This is a genomic window from Xenorhabdus budapestensis (assembly GCF_002632465.1).
GTDB classification, from domain to species: Bacteria; Pseudomonadota; Gammaproteobacteria; order Enterobacterales; family Enterobacteriaceae; genus Xenorhabdus; species Xenorhabdus budapestensis.
Genome location: NZ_NIBS01000016.1, coordinates 32,746 through 54,581 on the forward strand (window position 1 = coordinate 32,746; position 21,836 = coordinate 54,581).

General features: G+C 44.1%; 21 protein-coding genes and 2 pseudogenes. 18 read left to right on the forward strand and 5 right to left on the reverse strand.

The window, feature by feature from the left end:
* The first annotated feature begins 3 nt into the window (after positions 1-3).
* Together Xbud_RS13590 and Xbud_RS13595 are read left to right on the forward strand one after the other, a co-directional pair.
* The gene (locus tag Xbud_RS13590) at positions 4-2,487 is read left to right on the forward strand and encodes a fimbria/pilus outer membrane usher protein (protein ID WP_099136614.1); all 2,484 of its coding nucleotides are present in this window, start codon (positions 4-6) and stop codon (positions 2,485-2,487) included.
* Positions 2,488-2,499: 12 nt separating this feature from the next.
* Positions 2,500-3,456, forward strand: coding sequence for a fimbrial protein (locus Xbud_RS13595; RefSeq protein WP_099136568.1), 957 nt, complete (start codon positions 2,500-2,502; stop codon positions 3,454-3,456).
* 194 nt (positions 3,457-3,650) lie between these two features.
* Here Xbud_RS13595 and Xbud_RS13600 read toward each other — a convergent pair whose 3' ends face one another.
* Positions 3,651-4,472: an intradiol ring-cleavage dioxygenase gene (locus Xbud_RS13600; RefSeq protein WP_099136569.1), complete on the reverse strand. Its 822-nt coding sequence runs from the start codon at positions 4,470-4,472 to the stop codon at positions 3,651-3,653.
* Positions 4,473-4,508: 36 nt separating this feature from the next.
* Entirely contained in the window at positions 4,509-4,778 is a 270-nt protein-coding gene (locus tag Xbud_RS13605) for a hypothetical protein (protein WP_145956639.1), read from the reverse strand.
* 384 nt (positions 4,779-5,162) lie between these two features.
* Here Xbud_RS13605 and Xbud_RS13610 point away from each other — a divergent pair, with 384 nt between their 5' ends.
* Both Xbud_RS13610 and Xbud_RS13615 read left to right on the forward strand, forming a co-directional pair.
* Positions 5,163-6,110: a LysR family transcriptional regulator gene (locus Xbud_RS13610; protein WP_099136571.1), complete on the forward strand. Its 948-nt coding sequence runs from the start codon at positions 5,163-5,165 to the stop codon at positions 6,108-6,110.
* 237 nt (positions 6,111-6,347) lie between these two features.
* On the forward strand, positions 6,348-7,244 hold the full coding sequence (locus Xbud_RS13615; protein ID WP_099136572.1) for a YadA-like family protein: 897 nt from the start codon (positions 6,348-6,350) through the stop codon (positions 7,242-7,244).
* 88 nt (positions 7,245-7,332) lie between these two features.
* On the opposite strand, the gene Xbud_RS13620 is transcribed toward Xbud_RS13615, so the two are convergent.
* From Xbud_RS13620 to cobA, 3 genes are read right to left on the reverse strand one after another with little or no spacing between them, the layout of a single operon-like run.
* Positions 7,333-8,193, reverse strand: a complete 861-nt coding sequence (locus Xbud_RS13620; protein WP_099136573.1) for a GHMP family kinase ATP-binding protein — start codon at positions 8,191-8,193, stop codon at positions 7,333-7,335.
* A complete protein-coding gene (gene cobD / locus Xbud_RS13625; RefSeq protein ID WP_099136574.1) occupies positions 8,186-9,259 on the reverse strand; it encodes a threonine-phosphate decarboxylase CobD in 1,074 nt (357 codons plus the stop codon). Before cobD ends, Xbud_RS13620 begins: the two co-directional genes overlap by 8 nt.
* Positions 9,256-10,059 carry a uroporphyrinogen-III C-methyltransferase gene (gene cobA, locus Xbud_RS13630; protein WP_099136575.1) on the reverse strand — a complete coding sequence of 268 codons (804 nt, stop codon included), beginning with the start codon at positions 10,057-10,059 and terminating at the stop codon, positions 9,256-9,258. The genes cobD and cobA overlap by 4 nt, the downstream gene beginning before the upstream one ends.
* 832 nt (positions 10,060-10,891) lie before the next feature.
* Here cobA and Xbud_RS13635 point away from each other — a divergent pair.
* The 14 genes and pseudogenes from Xbud_RS13635 to Xbud_RS20595 form a co-directional block, all read left to right on the forward strand.
* Positions 10,892-12,289, forward strand: coding sequence for a cobyrinic acid a,c-diamide synthase CobB (locus Xbud_RS13635; RefSeq protein ID WP_099136576.1), 1,398 nt, complete (start codon positions 10,892-10,894; stop codon positions 12,287-12,289).
* Entirely contained in the window at positions 12,286-13,260 is a 975-nt protein-coding gene (gene cbiB, locus Xbud_RS13640) for an adenosylcobinamide-phosphate synthase CbiB (RefSeq protein WP_099136577.1), read from the forward strand. The genes Xbud_RS13635 and cbiB overlap by 4 nt, the downstream gene beginning before the upstream one ends.
* A gap of 12 nt (positions 13,261-13,272) precedes the next feature.
* Positions 13,273-13,914 (forward strand): cobalt-precorrin-8 methylmutase, encoded by a 642-nt coding sequence (locus Xbud_RS13645; RefSeq protein WP_099136578.1) that lies wholly within the window; start codon positions 13,273-13,275, stop codon positions 13,912-13,914.
* Positions 13,907-15,085 carry a cobalt-precorrin-5B (C(1))-methyltransferase CbiD gene (cbiD, locus tag Xbud_RS13650; protein WP_099136579.1) on the forward strand — a complete coding sequence of 393 codons (1,179 nt, stop codon included), beginning with the start codon at positions 13,907-13,909 and terminating at the stop codon, positions 15,083-15,085. Before Xbud_RS13645 ends, cbiD begins: the two co-directional genes overlap by 8 nt.
* Positions 15,082-15,768 carry a cobalt-precorrin-7 (C(5))-methyltransferase gene (locus Xbud_RS13655; RefSeq protein WP_099136580.1) on the forward strand — a complete coding sequence of 229 codons (687 nt, stop codon included), beginning with the start codon at positions 15,082-15,084 and terminating at the stop codon, positions 15,766-15,768. The genes cbiD and Xbud_RS13655 overlap by 4 nt, the downstream gene beginning before the upstream one ends.
* Positions 15,758-16,357, forward strand: coding sequence for a decarboxylating cobalt-precorrin-6B (C(15))-methyltransferase (locus Xbud_RS13660; RefSeq protein ID WP_099136581.1), 600 nt, complete (start codon positions 15,758-15,760; stop codon positions 16,355-16,357). Before Xbud_RS13655 ends, Xbud_RS13660 begins: the two co-directional genes overlap by 11 nt.
* Entirely contained in the window at positions 16,350-17,138 is a 789-nt protein-coding gene (locus tag Xbud_RS13665) for a cobalt-precorrin-4 methyltransferase (protein ID WP_099136582.1), read from the forward strand. The genes Xbud_RS13660 and Xbud_RS13665 overlap by 8 nt, the downstream gene beginning before the upstream one ends.
* Positions 17,119-18,225, forward strand: a complete 1,107-nt coding sequence (gene cbiG, locus Xbud_RS13670; protein WP_211283528.1) for a cobalt-precorrin 5A hydrolase — start codon at positions 17,119-17,121, stop codon at positions 18,223-18,225. Before Xbud_RS13665 ends, cbiG begins: the two co-directional genes overlap by 20 nt.
* Positions 18,219-18,944, forward strand: a complete 726-nt coding sequence (locus tag Xbud_RS13675) for a precorrin-3B C(17)-methyltransferase (protein WP_047683756.1) — start codon at positions 18,219-18,221, stop codon at positions 18,942-18,944. The genes cbiG and Xbud_RS13675 overlap by 7 nt, the downstream gene beginning before the upstream one ends.
* Positions 18,941-19,726, forward strand: a complete 786-nt coding sequence (locus tag Xbud_RS13680; protein ID WP_099136583.1) for a cobalt-precorrin-6A reductase — start codon at positions 18,941-18,943, stop codon at positions 19,724-19,726. The genes Xbud_RS13675 and Xbud_RS13680 overlap by 4 nt, the downstream gene beginning before the upstream one ends.
* A gap of 23 nt (positions 19,727-19,749) precedes the next feature.
* Entirely contained in the window at positions 19,750-20,541 is a 792-nt protein-coding gene (gene cbiK, locus Xbud_RS13685) for a sirohydrochlorin cobaltochelatase (RefSeq protein ID WP_099136584.1), read from the forward strand.
* Positions 20,538-21,335: a cobalt-factor II C(20)-methyltransferase gene (locus Xbud_RS13690; protein ID WP_099136585.1), complete on the forward strand. Its 798-nt coding sequence runs from the start codon at positions 20,538-20,540 to the stop codon at positions 21,333-21,335. Before cbiK ends, Xbud_RS13690 begins: the two co-directional genes overlap by 4 nt.
* A pseudogene (locus Xbud_RS20590) lies at positions 21,335-21,508 on the forward strand (energy-coupling factor ABC transporter permease); the annotation flags it as partial. The gene Xbud_RS13690 and the pseudogene Xbud_RS20590, both read left to right, overlap by 1 nt.
* Positions 21,502-21,705, forward strand: a pseudogene (locus Xbud_RS20595) (CbiQ family ECF transporter T component); the annotation flags it as partial. The pseudogenes Xbud_RS20590 and Xbud_RS20595, both read left to right, overlap by 7 nt.
* Between the last annotated feature and the right edge of the window lie 131 nt (positions 21,706-21,836).

The following is a 21,836-nucleotide window of genomic DNA, read 5'->3' on the forward strand; positions in this document are numbered from 1 at the left end:
ATTATGCCAGTATGTTTGCTTTCAGTCTTTATTTTATGTTTTTCCGTGTTGTTATCATTACCCGTCATGGCACAGGATTATTTTCGATTATCAGCATTGGAATTAAATGATACTCAATCGGTAATTGATTTAAGCGTATTTTCATCTCCTGGTGGTCAATTACCGGGTCAGTATCAGGTAAACATATTTCTTAACGGCAAAGAGCAAGAAACAAAACAGGTTAATTTTATTAAGCTGGAAAATGGCAAACTGTCTCCACAGCTAACGGTCAATAATTTAAAACAGTTTGGCGTGAAAATGTCAGCTTTTCCTGCACTGATGAAACTCTCGCCTGAACAAATTATTGATGATATTAGCGAGTATATTCCACAGGCATCGGATTCATTTGATTTCTATGGGCAACGTCTGGATATCAGTATTCCACAAGCCGCATTGGATAATCAAGCCAGAGATACTGTGGCATCACATCTATGGCAACAGGGAGAGTCAGTATTTTTAATGAGTTATAATTTTAGTGGATCAGAAAATCATAATAAAAATACAAAAAACCAAAGTTATTTTTTAAATTTACAAAGCGGAATAAATATCGGACCGTGGCGGGTAAGAAATCAATCAGTTTATGACTATGATTCTGGAAAAAATAAAGGTAAGAGTCGTTTTTCATCCATTAACAGCTACATCCAACGGGACATTCATGGACTAAAAAGCCAGATAATTCTTGGCGAAACCTTTACTGACGGAGATATATTTGAAAGCGTGCCGTTCATTGGTGCCTCTATGACATCCGATAGTTTAATGTTGCCCGGTAGTCAACGTGGCTTTGCGCCAATTATCCGTGGTCTTGCTCAAACCAATGCGCGCGTAACGATTCGCCAAAATAATTACGTCATCTACGAAAGCTATGTTCCGCTGGGGCCTTTTGTTATCACGGATCTTTATTCAACCTCCGGCTCCGGTGATTTGGAGGTCACGATCACCGAAAAGGACGGGCGACAGCGTAAATTTGTGCAACCATTTTCATCAGTGCCAATGATGCAGCGAGAAGGGCAATTAAAATATCAGCTTACCCTGGGGCGTTACCGTTATTCCGATGCTAACGCTGATAAACCTTATTTTAGCGAAGCGGCATTTATCTATGGGCTCTCCAATCGGTTTAGTTTGCTATCTGGTATGCAGGTAGCAGAAAACTACCGGGCGTTTAACGCGGGTCTGGGGGTTGGGTTAGGTAATTTTGGTGCGATTTCTCTGGATATGACACTAGCAGATGCCAGATTGCCGGAGAATGAACATAAACGGGGGCAATCGTATCGAATTCAATATACGAAAAGTATTGAAGCAACGGGGACATCCCTGACTTTGGCTGGGTATCGTTATTCCACACCAGAATACTATTCATTTGCAGAGACAAATGAATATTCAGTAAGAAAAGACGCCAGCCGCGCACAAAATAAGCATAGCCAATTGCAGCTAACCCTAAACCAGGGGATGGGGGATTTTGGCAATCTTTATGTATCTGCCTATCAGCAGGATTACTGGGGAAAACAAGGCACCAACCAATCATTATCTGCCGGTTATAACATTAACCTTGCCGGGATCAGTTATGGCTTGAATCTTTCCTACAATACCAATCATGAATCCATTAAGAGTAAGGATATACAGGCATCGTTTAACGTCTCTATTCCACTGGATAAGTGGCTGCCTAATGGATGGGCAACTTACAGCATCAGCAGAAACGGCCACAGTCAGGGAAGTCAACAACTGGCTATAAGTGGCAGCGCATTGGACGATCATGCCTTGTCATATAGTATCCACGGGGAGCACAGCAATAATATGGAAGGGGCGAGTGGCGGTGCTTCGCTGGGATATAGCCATTCTTCTGGCCGTGTGAATCTGGGTTACAGTTACAGTGATAATAGCCAGTCGCTTAACTACGGGTTGTCTGGCGGTCTTGTCGCCCATCAAGACGGTATTACGTTTTCCCAATCATTGGGTGAGACCGTGGCACTGGTTAAAGCAGCTGGTGCAGCAGAAACAAAAATTTTGAATCACAGTGGAATTAAAACGGATTCACGTGGCTATGCCGTAATCCCGTCGATCGAACCTTATGCCTACAACCGGGTTGCCTTGGATACTGAAATGCTGGCTGATGGCGTTGACCTTGACAACTCAGTGCAACACATTGTACCGACTCGCGGTGCCGTGGTTGCTGCCGATTTTCGCGTCCGTCAGGGGCACCGGATATTGGTAACATTACGTCACAACGGCAAACCCGTACCTTTTGGTGCCAGCGCAGCGTTAATAAACAGTGACAGTAGCGGAATTGTTGGTGATGACGGTGAGCTGTATTTGAATGCTGTCCCCGAGCAGGCAGAAATAAAAGTACAATGGGGAAAAAATAAAGGTCAACAATGTCATGCAAAAACAGATTTATCAGTGCTGCCCGAAAAGTCAGGCGTATTACGCCTGATTGCTGACTGCCGCAGTTAAAAGGAATTTATCATGTTTAATTTTGAACGTAATAATCACTTTCAGATTAAAGCTAATAACTTTTTATTGGTATTATTAATTATCATTGTCGCGGGGAGTTATTCAACACGAGTTACAGCAGCAGTATGTAAGACTGATAGAATTCAGGAAATAGTCAAATTTGATGATATTTCTATTGACTATAATAAAATACCGTACAAGAAAATCATCTCCAATAATGGGAAGGATGTAAAATGCAGTAAATACAATCAGAATATATATGTACAATCTATCAATGGAGTAGTAGGTTCCCACAAAAATAACTTTTATAATACCAGTCTCCCTGGTGTCAGATTTAAATGGAGCCTCAAACCTAATGGTTTGGAACATGCGGAAATGATACAGGGCAGTATAAGAGGGATCGGCAAAGAAAAGAAATTTGACAGTAAGTTTCATATAGAGATCGATGGTAGTGTTCAATCTGGAAAAATCAATGAGATAAAAATAACGATGGCTCGTCAAGATGAGAAGAAAAAGTATACCGGAGAGATTTTGTACGAATATATAATCCCGGCTTTTAACGTCACGGCAAGAACTTGTAAAATAACTACGCCGGTTGTTAATGTTCCGATGGGAACCGTATTAATAAGTCATTTTAAAAACAAAGGTGATACCGCCGGTGGACGTTCTTTCGATATTGGTGTGCAATGCAAAGGATCACCGAACGCGAATATTACCTGGAATTCGGCAGATATTAATGCAAAAGCAAATGGAGTGATAAATGCTGATTCAACCTCATCAGCAACAGGGATCGGTATTCAGATTTTAGATAGCGGAGGCAATCCTGTGAAATTTAATCAACTGCAGGATCTTGGCACGATAGATTCTTTGAAAACATTGTCATATATGGCGAAGTATTATCAAACCAGTAATCGTGTTTCTGCCGGTAGCGTTAATGCCACAGCCACCTTCACTGTCGATTATAAGTAATCGAGAGATAGCCATTCATCAGCGAAATCAAACTTTTATGGGGCGACCCCTGTATGTATTAATTAACCCCGAGGAGGCTTTGGATTCTCTGTTCCTGCCGGTAACCAATCCAATCACAGGAGGGGTTAAATGCCTCTCCTGCATTGGATTAGGCTAGATGTGATCTGTCAGTTCTCTGTCTTAGGTAATCATACCTATACAGTGTGTTTAGCCAAGTCTTTAGGGGTTATTTTCTTGGACACATTGTCTTTATTAATCGATAAGACTATCTTTCCATGTAATCCATCCAATAGATTATCCCCTACCTTTTTTACTGTTAAAATTGCAGCTCTATTTTTAACACCAGAAAAGATGGAATCATCTTCATTTTTAAGCCTATTTATATCCCTTGGAGAATACATATCATTAATCATGATTTCTTCAGATATATCCTCAGGGAAATATAATTGACCTACAAAATAGAATTTATCTTCCTGTCTTTTTTGTACATTCGCACTCCTTGCTGATAAATGGATATGTAAAGCTCTTCCAGCATAAAATCCAGGGAAGATGGTGGTGAATCTGACGATGCCTTCTTTATCTGTCCTTTGTGCCCCTCGAAGGAATGTGCTTTCATCCGTTCTTGAAATCGTCCCTATATCACCAGATGGAGCCTTGAGGTCTGGGTTTATGTATTTCCAACCTGAATACTTTCCCATTGCATTACAATGCCATATATCAATAAAGATATCATCTAAAGGTTTGCAGGTTACAGAATCAATTATTTTCATTGTCAATAAAAGAGGTATTCCTGGTTCATCCTCGGTTATATTCCGTCTCAGCAGTTTGTTATTTATAAAATATGGACCTGACATTTCCTCTGGGGTCATCTCGCAAACGCCTATATTAATATCATCCTCTCTCTTTGGTTGGTTATTTGAAGAGGCGAGAACGGTTGTTGGAATCAGAGGTAATAATGAAAATACTGCACCAGTAATACTTGCCTGTTTCAGAAAAAGTCTTCTTTCATTTTTCACAAAGTGGCTCCCTATATGTTATTTAATAATATGATTTCATTTAAAGCCAGGTACGAGGTCAATGCAGGCATTAAACTGAAAAAGCCCATCAAGCGCAAGTTGGTCATGTATTAAATAATTAGATACATATATTAAATATAGTTTATAGTTTTCACGCTCAATGAAAGTTGCTGTGACTTTATCGTGCATTTTTTCCGCCCATGCCCATGCCACCAGCCAGATTATCGGCAGAACAATAAACAGCGTCCCCATCACCAACTCCATTAAGCGTTTTTGATGTCCGGGGCCGCTGTACATTTCAGCCAAATAGCAATCGCCTTTATCACTAAAATAGGCAGGGTAAAAATAATTTAAAAACAGATAATTATATGGATGTTTTGCAAAGCTGAATGCTAAAAATCAGTAAAATATAAGGTTAATTATTTCAGTTTAATGAATAAAATTCATAATCACTATCATTTTCCAGGTATTAATCAAAATTTATTAGGGTGTTAATCTTTAGCTACAACATGACGACTGCCTTTCTTCATTAGAGTTTATGGCAGTCATATTATTAGAGTTAATGGAAGTTATATTGATTAGCATCTCTTCGTACCCATTGCTGAACTTAACATATGTATCAAAACATATATATCAAAATGATCACGTTGCAACCGGATCACACTGATGGAAAAGAGGGGTATGAGTAAGATGCTGAAGGATAACTTTACGGCTATTTTTTATCTAATTGTCGTTGCGCATGAGAGAAGTTTTACTCGTGCTGCTGCAAAACTTGGACTCTCGCAATCTGCATTAAGCCATGCCATAAGGAGCCTGGAAGAACGACTGGATATTCGACTACTAGCCCGAACGACCCGTAGCGTGGTGCCGACTGAAGCGGGAGAAATGCTGATTAACAATATCAGCCCACATTTGAATGAAATTGAAAATGATCTCATCACGCTGACGGATATGCGGGATCGGGTTGCGGGTAATATCCGCATTACTCTGGGAGAACATGCGCTTCAGTCTACTGTGTGGCCATTATTGCAGCCTTTTGTGCGTGAATATCCCGATATTCATGTAGAGCTGTTTATGGACAACAGTATGACCGATATTATCAGCGATCGTTTTGATGCGGGAGTACGTCCGGGGGCGCTGGTAGCTAAGGATATGGTGGCTGTACGTATCGGCCCGGACTGGAGAGTGTGTGTAGTGGGAGCGCCGGAATATTTTGCTGCTCACGGTAAACCGGAAACGCCGCTCGATTTGCAGAATCATAACTGTATCAATGTCCGGCGACCTACCTTAGGTGGTTTATATGCCTGGGAATTTTCTAAGGGGGGGCAAAGAACGCGGGTACGGGTAAAAGGTCAGCTGACTTTTAATAACCTGGAGCTGCGTATAGAAGCGGCTATTTTGGGGCTTGGGTTATCTATTGTTCCTGAAGATTCGGTAGAAGAACAAGTTGCTGAAGGGAAGTTAGTTAAAGTTTTAGAGGATTGGTGTGAACCTTTCCCGGGATATTTTCTTTATTATCCAAGCCGAAAACAACATACATCGGCTTTTGTAAAATTAATTGAGGCATTTCGTTATAAAGGTCAAAGTAAAAACAGCATGCAGAAAAACTGTCTTGAATATCAAGAATTAGAAACATAGTTTTTATTATAAAGCCATTTATTTGTCCGAAATTATAAATGCACGGATATTAATCCAAAATCTATTGGTATTTATTAACAAGAGAAGGAAGAATTTGGAATTTAAAAACCTGATGATTTATTTAAAAAGATTAAGTTTATTAAAGAAGATAATTTAAGAATTAACAAAATGTAAGTCAATACATTTTGTTAGTAGTTCCACACACTAATCACTCATTAATAATGGGAAAATTTTAATATGTCTAATATGAAAACTACACCGCGTAAATTAGCAATTTTGTCTGTTTTGATCTCCTCTGTATTATTATCTGAGACAGCAGCAGCTGCTGACATTATAGTAGTAGACGAAAAAGGTTCTCCAACCGGCACGAAAGTGTCCGCTTCAACAGGTGCTGACCAGAATGTGTACACAAAAGACGCAGTAGATACGAAGTTAGATAAGAAGGTAAATGCGGCAGATGTATACACGAGGACTGATGTATACACGAAGACTGAAGCAAATACAGAGTTAGACAAAAAGGCAAATGCGGCAGATGTATACACGAGGACTGAAGCAAATACAGAGTTAGACAAAAAGGCAAATGCGGCAGATGTGTACACTCAGACACAAACAGATGAGAAAATAGGAAGAGTGAGAACTGATCTGGAAGGTACTCTGAAAGATGATGTGAAGAAGAACGTAGAACAATCAGTAGTAAAAGATGTGAAAACTGAGCTGAACAGTAAGCTATTTGATATGCAGGGAAAACTGGGCAGTGACCTTAAAACTGAATCTGAGAACCGTCTTTCAGGAGATATAAAAACGTTAAAAAGCGCGAATGATTATACTGATCAGCAGTTCAATAAACTACAATCATATACAGACCAAAAAGTTAATTATCTCGATAATAAAATTGACCGAATTGAAAAACGGGCTAATGCTGGTGTTGCCAGCGTAGCAGCAATGAGCAATATTCCTTATAGCAATAATACCGGATTTAGTCTTGGTTTAGGTTTAGGCCAATATAGAAATGGCAGCGCTGTAGCTTTAGGTATTCAGGATAAATTAAATGAAAATGTAAGCCTCAGATTGTCAACCAGCTGGAATAATTCAGGTAGTCCGGTATTTGGCGCTGGTGTTGGTATAAGCTGGTAAGTTTCCTCTTTTGCTTGCTGTAATATTAAGTAAAAACATGAAGTAAGTACGAGAAATAACAGGAGAGGCTAAATGCCTCTCCTGATTTTTAACGGACACCACCCGCAATCAGTTTGACTTGATGAGTTTTCGGATAGTATCCAGCGATCTTCTTTTGATGCAGCCACCAGTGCAGGTAATTTGCATCATGGTGATGTGAATTGAATAACAGGCCAACAACACTGCCGCTATGAGCAACGTTCAGGCCATAAATGCCTGTTTGCTCAACCAAATTCCGCAATTGATCAAAACAAGGTTTCGGCAGTATCGATTGGCTGGCGATGGCGCTTAATGTGCAAGCCTCCCCAAGACGGTTATTATCATGCCGTTGGTTTGCTGTACGGAATTGTAACCATGCCTGGCGGAATAGCGGGGCGTTATCCCGCAATTGTGCATCATGATCCTGTTGATGGTATGTTTCTGTCGAAATAGTTTGTGAACTTTCCAATAGCAAAATATCAATATCCGGTTGCCAATTGAAGGGAATTTGAGTCCGGGCAGTGAGATGATCAAACAACGTCAATTGTTCGAATATGGTACTGTCAGTGGGTTCCAGTCTGACACAGAGTTGCGCTAATTCTGTATTGGTCAGTGACTTGCCCAATAATCTGGCGGTGGCCTGGGCGGTCGCAGCAATATCTGCTGTGCTGCTGGCCATGCCTTTGGCAATTGGAATTGTTGATTGATGTTCAATACGCAAGCCAGCAGCCAATTCCGGTGGCTCCTGCCAGTAATCCAGCAATAAATTTACCATCTGCCGCATACGTGGCCGTTCGTGTGGTATGGGATTCCCTTCACTGACAGAAACATAACTGAACCAATTGATTGGGCAAGAGATTAACTTTTCTCCACCAAATAACCACCCTTGTATAAGTTCCCCACAGGAAGCGGGGCAAGCGGCTTCAGCCATAAATCAAAACCTGCTGCATGGCGGCGATCAGGCGCTGATTTTCCCACTTACTGCGCACGGCTATGCGATAGTAACGTTCATCTAATCCTGCATAATTTTTACAATGACGAATTAACAACCGGTATTTCAGCAAGGTATGCCATAAATCAACATCAGGTTGATTACAGCGGAAAAATAAAAAATTAGCCGATGGCGGCCAGACTGTCAGTTCAGGGAAGGTTGACAGTTGATTCCATAAATAATGTTGCTGTGATTTCAGCCATTGCTGTGTCGCAGAAATATAGTCATGCTCATCAAACAAAATCTCCCCGACCCGCGCAGCAAAAGCATTAATTGACCACGGTTCACGCCGGTTTTTCATCTCTGCAATCCCCGCTGCATTTCCGCTGACTAAATAGCCTAAACGTAACCCCGGAATGGCAAAAAATTTTGTCATTGAACGCAATACATAAAGATGTTGAGTGACCGCACATTGAGGTATCAATCCCCGCTTATCAGGCAGAAAATCAATAAAGGATTCGTCAACAATCAGCGAGATCCCCTGACTCTCGCAATATTCCACCAGCGATTGCATAAACGGGTTATCCGGCATTAATCCGGTAGGATTATTGGGCGTGGCGATAAAAACACAATCGGGTTGCGTCGTCGCAAGCGTATTGAACAGGCGTAAATCAGGTTGAAATCCGGCTTCTTCTGTTAATGGATAGTCGATAATTTCTGTTCCGATTTGCTGCAAGGCTCGCCGGTATTCGGCAAATCCTGGAATAAGAAGCAAAGCTCGTTTGGGATTGAGATAACGGACGACAGCATAGATCAGTTCTGTTGCTCCATTACCGGCTATTATCTTTGTGCAATCACATTGATGAGCCTTTGCAATTGCCTGATGCAAATGGCGATATTCCACATCCGGGTACTTCTCGATATCGGCAAGACTATTTTTGATCAATGCTTTAACCCGTTCAGGTGCGCCCAACGGATTGATATTAGCGCTGAAATCAATCAGGTCATCGGCTGGCAGGCCATATTGTTGGGCAACGCTAATGATATTGCCGCCATGTTCATTCATGATATTGCTTCCTCAGCGGAATTCTCCAATGTTGGGAATAGCTCACCGAGTGTCAGATAAGTTGGTGAGAAGGAGAGTGTTTCCGCTAAATTGACGACATCACCAACCACAATCAGCGCAGGGGCATGCAGTTCTTTCTCTTCCACTTTTGCCGCCAGAGTTTCCAGTGTGCCTGTCACACTTTTTTGTTTTGAATGGCTGGCGTACATGATCACTGCCGCAGGTGTTGTAGGAGATTTGCCATAGAGTATTAATTGCTGGCAGATATCCATCAAGCGGGTCATCCCCATTAAAATAATCAATGTTCCTTCCAATTGAGCAAGTATTTTCCAGTTCTGTTGTTCATTGCCCTGAGAGGTATGGCCTGTCACAACATGGAAACTTGATGCGTGATTGCGGTGGGTGACAGGGATGCCAGCGTAGGATAATCCACCAATTGAGGAACTGATCCCCGGCACAATTTCAAATTTAATACCATGTTGTGCCAACACTTCCGCTTCTTCTCCTCCGCGGCCGAAGACATAAGGATCGCCACCTTTCAGACGGACAACCTGCTTTCCAGCCTGTGCATGTCTTAGCAGAATTTGATTAATTTCTTCCTGTGGGATGGGGTGATAATCATGTTCTTTTCCAACATTGATAATTTCACAGTGATCTGATCTCAGGGCAATAAGTTCAGGATTGACAAGACGGTCATAAACAATGACATCCGCAGATTGAATACAGTGTAATCCTTTGACCGTGATTAAACCTGCATCACCTGGGCCTGCACCCACTAACCATACATAACCTTTATTCATTGGATTACCTCTATGAATTTAAAATCTAAATAATCAAAGAAACAAAAATATATTTTTCATAAAAACAGTGAGGTCGTGCTTTATTTTTTTAAAAAGCTTCCTTTACTATGGCCTATGTTTTTTATTTATCATTTTATTGATGGACTTTTCTTGTTCTTAAAAAGTCTGTTATGTCTGTTTTAATTTTTTAATCATTATTATCTCAATAGGAGATAGGTAAATTTGATTTATATCAACATTCTTATTCTTAAGCATGAATAATTTTCAAGTCGAAATTTGTTATCTATTGAAAATATTTGGCCATATAAAAGTAATTTTATAATATTAATGAGTTGCATTTTTGACCCCTGAAAACAAACATGATTAAATTCAATGTATTATGCGTTTGAATTTGTCTTTTTATTGATTGCGTTATATTATTTTTTATTTTATCTGAACTAAAAATAGTTTTTAAAAACCAGTAATCATGAACAAGATCACAAAAGTAATAAAGGATGTTTTTATAAAAATGAAAAATGTGTATTTTGAAAATAAATTTATTTTCCTGTTGTATTCTTGCATTAAACTTTTTTAATCATGGATTTATTGCATGGCTTATTTATTCAGATGGGAATGCGTTATTGATATCTAGACTATTCATGGGATATTAATTGCTTTGCCAAAAGTGCATTAAAAACCTTTTGTTTGATACATATCAATGATTGAGAATATTAATTGAGGATCCTAATACTCATGCGATTTTAAAACCGATACCAACTTAAAAGCTATGCTGACTTAAAGATAAGTCCGATTTTAGCATTAATACAAGATTTAAATGTTTTGGGGTAAGCACATGCAACAGAAATATGCTTTTGTCATCGCCGGTACAGGCAGTGGATGTGGTAAGACAACCGTTACATTAGGCATCATGCGCGCTTTGATGAACCGTTCACTGCGGGTACAACCGTTCAAAATCGGGCCTGATTATCTGGATGGTGGCTGGCATCGTGCCGTGACAGGGATCGTTTCGCGTAATCTTGATGCTTTTATGCTTCCCGAACCCATCCTGAATGGTTTGTTCAGCCAGGCTATGGCCGATAAAGATGTTGCGGTTATTGAAGGGGTCATGGGGCTATACGATGGCTATGGTATAGATCCCAATTATTGCAGTAGTGCGGCGATGGCAAAACAGCTTAACTGTCCGGTGATTTTATTGGTGGATGGTAAAGCGGTTTCTACCTCAATTGCCGCTACCGTGATGGGATTTCAGCAATTCGACCCGGCGGTCAATATCGTGGGAGTGCTGATCAACCGCGTCAATCGAGATAGCCATTTCCAGTTATTAAAACAGGCAATTGAAGGTTATTGCGGTATTCCTGTTTTGGGGCGGCTTCCTGTTATGCCAGAGATTACCCTTCCTTCCCGCCATCTTGGGCTGATCCCTGCACAAGAACAAGACGGTCAGTATGATGATAAAAATCAGCCCGAAGAATGCTGGTCTCGCCTTGCTCAGCAGATTGAAGACTCGGTGGATTTAGATAAGTTGCTGGCATTAACCCGGCTATCTTCCTTGCCAAAAGGAAGTATCGATTCTCTGGTTGATCCCTTAATGGGACAGGGTTTGACGCTGGCTCTGGCAGAAGATGAAGCATTCAACTTCTATTATCCCGATAACCTGTTGTTATTGGAAAAAGCAGGCGTGACTATCAAACGTTTCAGCCCTCTGCATGATCATCAGTTGCCTGAGTGCCAGATGATCTATCTGGGCGGGGGATACCCTGAAATTTATGCCCGGACCTTATCTTCCAACGACGCCATACATACCTCATTACGTCAGGCGCATCAAAAAGGCATTCCCATTTATGCAGAATGCGGTGGTTTGATGTATCTCGGCGATGCCCTGATTGATGCTGACGGTGTACGGCATGACATGGTGGGTCTGATTGCCGGTGAAAGCCGGATGGGAGATCACCTGAAACGCTTTGGTTACTGCGAAGCCACCGCACTATGTGATACGCCTTTAGTCGCAAAGGGAGAAACGCTGCGAGGGCATGAATTCCATTACTCGGATTTTATCACGACTCAGCCGCCTGTTTTTCAATGTGTTAAAGGGACATCAAAAGAAGCGCAGAAAAGCTGGCAGGGCGGCTACCAGAATGGCAATACGCTGGCGGGCTATCTGCATATCCATTTTGCCCAACGTCCTGGTTTGCTCCATCGCTGGCTGATGATGGCACGGAGGCTGTTATGACGGTTCTATTGTGGTTTGCCGCTTTTATTCTGGATATGAAATTGGGTGATCCTCCTCATTGGCCGCATCCCGTGCGCTGGATCGGGCAACTTATCAGTCAGGCTGAGCAACTTATTCGCCGGTTTTGCCGGACAGAAACTGGCCTGAAATGGGGTGGCGTACTGTTATGGCTGTTAGTCGTGGGGAGTGCCTGGCTGGCGAGCTATTGGGTTTTGCAGTTGGCCTATAGCGTGACATTTTGGCTAGGGTGGTTAGCTGAAATCTGGCTGATTTATACCGTGTTGGCAGGACGGAGCCTGAGTGATGCCGCAAATGATGTTTATCAAGCCTTGTGTAAAGAAAAACAGTGTCAGGAGGATTTAAATGCCAGCCGTGAACAGCTTGCAAAAATTGTCGGCCGGGACACTTCTCAATTGCAAACGCCGCAAATCAGCCGTGCCACGATTGAAACTGTGGCAGAAAACAGTGTGGATGGTGTGATTGCACCATTGTTCTTCTTAATGCTTGGCGGTGCTCCACTTGCTATGGCCTATAAGGCTGTCAATACCCTTGATTCAATGGTGGGCTATAAAACGCCCCGTTATCGGGCACTGGGGATGTTTTCGGCGCGTATGGATGATGTGGCGAATTGGCTGCCCGCACGTTTGGGCTGGTTGCTGCTGGCGATGGCTGCGAAATGGCAGGGTTTAGATTTTCGGCAGGCACTGCGTATCGGTTGGCGTGATCGTTATCAACACAGTAGCCCTAATAGTGGCTGGCCGGAAGCAACTGTGGCAGGGGCATTAGGCATCCGTCTTGGCGGGCCGAGTGTTTACTTTAATCAGCTTGTCGAAAAGCCGTGGATTGGTGATGCAAGGCGCGAGGTCACTCCTGACGATATTCCACAGTCTGTTCAGATGATGATGGTGGCATCAGTAATGGCACTCCTGTTGTTTGCGTTGCTGCATAGTTTGGCCAGTGCGATGGTATAAGGAGAGAGCAACATGAATAATTACATCCGACAACCCCAACAGATTGAACGAAATAGCTTTGACATTATCAGCCGGCTTATTGTCGAATCGCGTCCTGATTATCACTTTGTCGATGCAGATCAAGAAGCTGTGATCAAACGAGTGATCCATACCACCGCTGATTTTGACTGGCTTGATATTCTCTATTTTTCTCCCGATGTTTTGCGCCTTATTCGAGACGGTATATTGCGGGGCTGTACGTTATATACCGATACGACAATGGTGCTGTCTGGCATCAATAAAGCCCGGCTGGCTCAGTACGGTAGTGAATGCCGTTGTTATGTCAGTGATCCCCGTACCATTCAAATGGCAAAAGAACAGCAAATTACCCGTTCAATGGCGGCAGTCGATCTGGCCCTGCAAGAACCGGGGGAGAAGATTTTTGTCTTTGGCAACGCCCCGACTGCACTGTTTCGTTTGATGGAATATCAAGTTACTCCAATTGCCGTTGTTGGTGTGCCCGTTGGGTTTGTTGGCGCAGAGGAATCAAAAAATGCCCTTATCAATAGCGGATTAAATTGCCTTGCTGCAAAAGGTCGCAAGGGAGGCAGCAATATTGCCGCCGCTATTATCAACGCTATCCTGTACCGGATGCCGGAGGTAAGGCATGAATGAAGTCAGCGATAAATCGAACGATGATAAACCCGTCGATAACCTCGGAACGATTTGGCACAGAGGAAAACAGTATCGCAAGGGCTACACCACGGGATCTTGTGCTACAGCCGCCGCACGAGTTGCTGCGTTAATGATTTTGCGTCAGCAGATTATTCATCAGATTTCGATTGTCACGCCTTCTGGTGTCACATTGGCCTTAAATGTCGAGCAGCCTTTGATTGAAGGGCAGCAGGCGGTTGCCGCTATCCGCAAAGATGGTGGCGATGATGTGGATGCAACCCACGGTATGTTGATTTTTGCCCGTGTTTCCCTGAATGACAGTGGTGTGATCACGCTGGATGGTGGTGAAGGCATTGGCAGGGTTACGCGGGTAGGCGTGGGTTTGCCCATTGGTTGGGCGGCTATCAATAAAACTCCACGTCATACCATTGAAGAGGGGGTGCGGGAGGCGATCGGGCCGAACCGTGGGGCGGATATTGTCATCTTTGCCCCTGAGGGTGAGGAACGGGCAAAACAAACTTATAACGACAGATTAGGTATTAAGGGCGGAATTTCGATTATCGGCACAACCGGCATTGTGATGCCGATGTCGGAAGAGAGCTGGAAACGTTCTCTGGCGCTGGAATTAGAGACCAAACGTGCCAGTGGGCTGGATCGCATTATTTTCGTGCCGGGAAATCACGGTGAACGTTTTGTCAGCCAGCAGTTGGGCATTGATGCCAATTATGTCGTCACGATGAGCAATTTTGTCGGTTATATGCTGCAAGAAGCGGTACGTTTGGAGTTTCGCCATGTCATGTTGGTAGGGCATGTCGGCAAGTTGGTGAAAATCGCCGCCGGTATTTTTCATACTCACAGCCATATTGCTGACGGCCGCATGGAAACGCTGATCGCTAATCTGGCCTTGATGGGAGCCCCTTTTGAACTGATTCAGGCAGTGGATCAATGTGATACCACCGAAGCTGCGATTGAGTTGATTGCAGAGCAGGGCTGGCAGGCTGTGCATCAACAAATTGCCCGGAAAATCTGCGGGCGTATCGACCAAATGTTGCGTTTCGCCAAAGGCAAACCGCAGTGCGACGCCATTCTGTTCTCCTTTGATAACCAGGTGTTGGGCTGTAATCGGCCCGTGGAAGAGATAGTGAAAGATTTTATGGAGGGTTGCCGATGATTACTGTTGTGGGCATTGGCCCGGGTGCCACTGCAAACCAAACGTTGGCTGCGTTAGATGCTATCAGTCAGGCAGAAATCTTGGTCGGAGGAAAACGCCATCTTGATGAATTTCCTTATTTTAATGGGGAAACACGTCGTGTAAATGCTGATGTGGATGGATTAATGCAGTGGCTTGAACGGAATCAGCATCGGCAAATTGTTGTACTGGCTTCGGGCGATCCGCTGTTTTATGGCATTGGTAAGCGAATTACCGAACATTTCTCTGGGCTACATATTTCTGGGCTACATATTTCTGGACTACATACCGGCGAGCAAAATGCGGGCAGACAAAATATCCGCATTATCTCTGGTATCAGCTCGATCCAATATTTGTGCGCCCAAATTTTGTTAGATATGAACGACATTTACCTCACCAGTAGCCACGGGCGCAAACCGGACTTTGACTGGCTGCTTCAACACGAAAAAATCGCCATGGTAACGGATGACATTATTGGTCCCTACCAGATTGCACAAGAAATTCTGGCGCGAGGACAGCAACGTCGCATGGTGATTGGTAAAAATTTATCCCATGAACATGAGCAAATTATTTGTCTGGCCGCAGAAGAAGTCGTACAACGCGGCAACATTAATTATGGCCTGAATGTCGTGGTGATTCTGAATGGTGATCCTGATGAAAGATGAACTGTTTTTGCGCGGTCATCGTATCCCAATGACCAAAGAAGTCGTTAGAGTGCTGGCGTTAGAACGACTGGAGCTGGAAAAAGCCTGCCGTTTTATTGATGTTGGTGCGGGTACTGGCAGCGTCAGTATTGAAGCGGCATTGCGCTATCCCGCATTGGATATCCTCGCTATTGAACGCAAAGAAGATGCCCTGTCACTCCTTGCTGAAAATATTCAGCATTTTGGCTGCCATAAGATCCGCATCCAGTCTGGAGTTGCCCCCGTGCCATTGGACAACGTTGCGGATGCTATCTTCATTGGCGGAACGGGAGGACATCTGACTGAAATCATTGATTGGGCGTTATTGCACCTGAATTCCGGTGGACGTTTGGTAATGACTTTTATCCTATTGGAAAACTTCACACAAGCATTGTCGCATCTGAAATCTTGTCAGGTGACAGCGCTGGATGGGCGTGAAATTCAGGTGGGAGAACTGACGGCATTAGGGCAAGGACATTATTTCAAACCCAACAATCCCACTTATTTGTTGTCTTGTCAGAAAGATCTTGCGCAAGAAGGGGATTGGCAAGAGGAGCAGGACGATGCCTGAACATATGAATAGCGTCAGTTTTGATACCGATAAAGTCTGGTTTGTTGGTGCAGGGCCGGGAGATAAGAGTCTGATTACGCTGAAAGGCTATCAATTACTACGTCAGGCTCAGATAGTGATTTATGCCGGTTCGCTGATTAATTGGGAATTACTGGAGTATTGCAGTGCAGATGCCGAATGCCATGACAGCGCGAAACTGACGTTATCGGAAATCACGGCGTTAATGGTGAATGGTGTGAAAGCGGGCAAATTGGTAGTTCGCCTGCAAACGGGAGATTTATCGCTGTTTGGTTCCATCCGTGAACAGTCTGAAGAACTGGCAAATCACGCTATTGGTTTTGTCTCTGTGCCCGGCGTGAGTTCATTTCTTGGCGCTGCCGCGCAATTGGGAGTGGAATACACCGTGCCCGAAGTCGCACAAAGTTTGATTATCACCCGGATGGAAGGCAGAACCCCGATGCCGCCACGGGAAACGCTGGAATCCTTTGCCGCTCATCAGACCTCAATGGCGATCTTCCTTTCGGTACAGAACATTACAAAGGTTGTTGCGCGATTGATTCAGGGGGGATATGGGCAGGAAACCCCGGTTGCCGTGGTTTACAAAGCAACCTGGCCAGACTGTCAGATTGTGCGGGGGACATTGGAGACGATAGCTGAACAGGTACATAGCGTCGATATTCGTAAAACGGCCTTGATTTTGGTAGGGGCTTTTCTTGGGGAAGAGTATCACTATTCGAAACTGTACGATGCGAGGTTCAGCCATGAATACCGTAGCGTCTGACAAAATGACAATACCACTTAACTCTATGTCACCTGACAAAAAATATGCCTTGTTTTGTCTGACAGAAGGTGGCATCGCGTTAGCTCATCGTCTGCAATCTCATTTAGTAATGGATTGTTTCACTTCCCCTGAACTGGTGAATGCAGATAGCAGATTCATCGCGTTTGAAGGCGGTTTTGCCAATACGGTACATAAAGTTTTCACTCAATATGACGCGTTGATCATGATTGGTGCGACGGGGATCACCATTCGGGTTATCGCTCCCTTACTCAAGGATAAAATGACTGATCCGGCCGTTATTGTGTTGGATGAAAAAGGGCAGTTTGCCATCAGTTTATTATCGGGACATATGGGAGGCGCGAATAAACTGGCACAACAGATTGCAGATATTCTTGATGGTCAGGCGGTGATTACCACTGCAACAGATGTTAATCAGGTCGCGGCACTGGATCTGTTATCACAACAAATTGATGGAAAAATGGAGAATTTCCGTGCCAACGTCAAAACCGTTAATCAAATGCTGGTCAATGGCAAACGGGTAGGAATTTGGTGGCATCCCAATTTGTGCGATGAAAAAAAACGCTATGACACACGCGGGTTCATTCCGGTTGACGCTCTGGAGGATCGGCCTGAACTGGACGCTCTGGTATACGTCAGTTATGAACGGACAAAACTGGCGCTGGCAATCCCTACTTTTAAATTAATCCCTCGTCGTATTGTTGCAGGAATCGGTTGTCGACGGGGAGTTGAAGCTGAACGGCTCACAAAATTATTGGAACGCCATCTGCTGGAACATAACCTTGACCCTTTGGCGTTAAAAGCCGTCGGCAGTATCGAACTGAAAAAAAACGAACCTGCGCTCATCCAATTGACACAAGAGCGTCAAATTCCATTCCAAACCTTTTCTGTTAATCAGCTTGCCGAGTGTGAACAAACATTCCCGGTTTCTGAGTTTGTCCGCAAAACGGTGGGCATAGGCTGTGTCTCCCAACCTGTGGCCTGGTTAATGAGCCAGGGTCATCTGGTTGGCCATACCCTGCGTGAGCAGGGCGTCACCATCACATTAGGAGTATTGCATCTATGTTAACTGTCATTGGAATTGGTCCCGGCAGCGAAGCCATGATGACGCAGGAAGCAATTGCTGCATTGAAAGCGGCTGATATCGTGGTCGGTTACAAAACCTACACCCATTTGGTGAAGCCACTGGTAGGTGATAAAGAAATTATCAAAACTGGCATGTGCAAAGAGATTGAACGCTGTCAGACAGCCATTGAGCTGGCCGAACAGGGCAAAAACGTGGCGGTGGTTTGTAGCGGTGATGCGGGTATTTATGGCATGGCGGGTTTGATTCTGGAGTTGGTCAGCCAGCAAAAGCGCAATGTCGAAGTCAGGCTGGTAGCAGGAGTGACGGCAAGTACCGCTTGCGCTGCTTTGCTTGGTGCGCCGCTGATGCATGATTTTTGTCATATCAGCCTGAGCGATTTGCTGACACCGTGGGAATTGATTGAGAAACGGGTAAGGGCGGCGGCAGAAGCTGATTTTGTGGTCTGTTTTTATAATCCTCGCAGCCGCGGACGGGAAGAACATCTGGCACGGGCATTTTCTTTGATGGCTCCGTGGAAATCGGCGGAAACCCCCGTGGGTGTGGTAAAAGCAGCGGGACGCAAACATGAAGATAAATGGCTGACAACTTTTGGTTCAATGGATTTTTCCCGTGTTGATATGCGCAGTCTGGTGATAGTGGGTAATCAGTCAACTTATATACGTGATGGGCTGATGATCACGCCGAGAGGATACAAGTTATGAAACGGCCACTGATGCAAATTTTTGGCGGCACAAGCGATGCCCGCCAGATTTGCGTGATGATGGATACTGTCGGCATAGATTATTGCCTGTCGGTGGCTACACCCGCCGGGGCACAGCAGGCGATGGGGATTCATGGTGAAATTGTTACCGGCAGGATGGAAACCGAGGCTATGGCTGAGTATCTGCAACAGCGCGGGATAAAAATGGTCATTGATGCGTCTCATCCTTACGCCGAGCGATTAAGTCAAAACATTGTCAGCGCCTGCCAAAAGTTGGGGATTCCTCTTATTCGTTATATCCGCCCTAGCGATATTGATGCTGTTGAACATCCTCTCATCTACAAAGTGGCAACTATTGAGCAGGCATGTGAAGTAGCGGTCAATTTGGGAACGCGTATTTTGCTGACAACGGGCAGTAAACAATTGGTTGATTATTTGTCTCACTTGAAAGGAAAAACGGTGCTGGCCAGAGTGTTACCGACAGCAGACGTTTTAGCCATGTGTGAATCTTGTGGTTTGTCGGTTGATCAGATCTTTGCTCTGAAAGGCCCATTCAGTGCTGATTTTAATCGGTCATTTTACCAATTTTGTCAGGCGGAGGTTGTGATAACTAAGGAGTCTGGTGATCAGGGTGGTTTCCTAGAGAAAGTGGAGCCATGTCTTTCTCTCGGGTTGCCCTGTATTGTGCTCTGTCGTCCAAAGCAGCAATTTGAAGGTGAAGGGATCACGCAGGCCAATGGATTGGAAGAAATGGGGCAATTATTGGCGAATTTTCCCATGTAAATAGACCAATAAGGAAAAGCGAAATGAAAAAGGCATTATTGGTGATTAGTTTCGGAACCAGTTATCCCGAAACGTTGAAAAACAATATTGAAGCCTGTGAGCAACAGCTGGCATCAGTGTTTCCAGACAGGGATCTATTGCGGGCATTTACCTCTGGCATGATCATTCGAAAATTGCGCCAGCGCGATAGCATTTATATTGATACTCCCCATGATGCGCTGACCAGATTGCATCACGCAGGTTATAACGATGTTGCTGTTCAATGCCTGCATATCATTAATGGCGATGAGTATGAAAAAGTGCTGCGTGAAGTTGAAAAATTTCGCCCTCGTTTTAAGCGCTTGGTGTTAGGTACACCGTTACTCAGCCATTTTGATGACTACTTGCAATTGATGCAGGCACTGCGCCATCAGCTCCCTTTGCTGGCAGCGAATGAATGTGTCGTCTTTATGGGACACGGTACAGCGCACCATGCTTTTTCTGCCTACGCCTGTCTTGATCACCTGATGAACCATTACCATTTTCCGGCGCGGGTAGGCGCGGTTGAAAGCTATCCCGAACTTCCTTTGGTCATAAAAGGATTAAAAGAGCAGAAAATCCGTAAAGTTTATCTGATGCCATTGATGCTGGTGGCAGGCGATCATGCCATCAATGATATGGCTTCAGATGAAGAAGACTCCTGGAAATCACAGTTGGAGAAAGCCGGAATAATCGCTGTTCCCTGGTTACAGGGATTGGGAGAAAACCCGATGATTCGGCAGATGTTTGTCGATCACCTTACTGACGCGCTGAGTGATCAGGAGAAAGCCATATGAACGAACAAGCAAAGGATAAACAAGCAACCGCAGGAAAACTGTATGTTATGGGCGTTGGCCCGGGTGCCAGTGACCTGGTTACTGTACGGGCAGTACGTATTCTTTCTGAACTTGATGTGGTTTATACCCCAACGGGAAAGAAAGGAGCCAAAAGCCTTGCTCACTCCATTATTGCAGAATACCTTTCGCCGAAAACCGAAGTTTTCACTTATCACTTTTTAATGAAAGCAGACATGGCGGCAAAAAAAGCGGTGTGGGATGAAGTCGCACAGGCTTTAAAAGAGGAAGTGGCGAATGGCAGGAAAGTCGGTTTTATCACTTTGGGCGATCCGATGCTGTTTAGTACATGGGTATTTCTTTTGCAGCGGCTGGTATCGGAACAGATGATCTCTCCTGCATGGACGGCACCTTCATGGCTGGAAATAGTACCAGGGATCAGTTCATTTTCTGCCATTGCCGCTGCCAGTATGATGCCGCTGGCAATGGAAGATCAAACATTAGCTGTTATTTCCTGTACCGCTTCTGAAGCAGTTCTGGAGCAAGCATTGCTCAATCACGACTGTCTTGTCTTGATGAAAGTCTATTCGCGTTTTCCCCTGATCCGTGATCTGTTACAACGTCACAATCTCTTAGAACATGCACTGATGATGGCTGACGCCACTTTACCGACTGAGCAATGTTGGCGCGATCTCACCACATTGTCTCTCAGTGAAAAAGAATGCAGGCAGGAATTGTCTTATTTTTCAACGATTTTGATTAATAAAAACTGGCAATTATCGCACTGTTTTTGGTGATGGCACCGCAAGAAGTTTTCGCTATGCATGTCATGGAGGGTTTTTTGCCTCCAATGTGGGCTGTGGCATGGTGGCTGGCTTTTCTGCCTTTTCTGGCGGCAGGGCTGGTAAGGTTACGTCAAATTGTACAAGAGGAGAGCAACTGGAAAGTCTTACTGGCACTGTGTGGCGCTTTATTTTTATCTTTTTAGAGGAAGCGGTAGCGATTCATCATGCGCAATCACTGCGGTTCGGTTATCGCTCTTTGCGAACAGGTTACCGATCATTGGCAATGTTGATCAGCATGTTGTTTGCGCGGGTGATGAGTCGTTATCAGCAAATGAGTGTGGCATTGGAACTTAAGTTATATCAGGGTGAATTTCATTTATGAATGATACGCATGAATTATATGAATCAAGAACATGAATTGAAGATATTAGAGGTTAGGAACATAGAGTGAAAGAAACATAGGGTGAAAAGTGGAATAACGCCCCACACTGAAGGCGGATTGCCTCTGTGTAA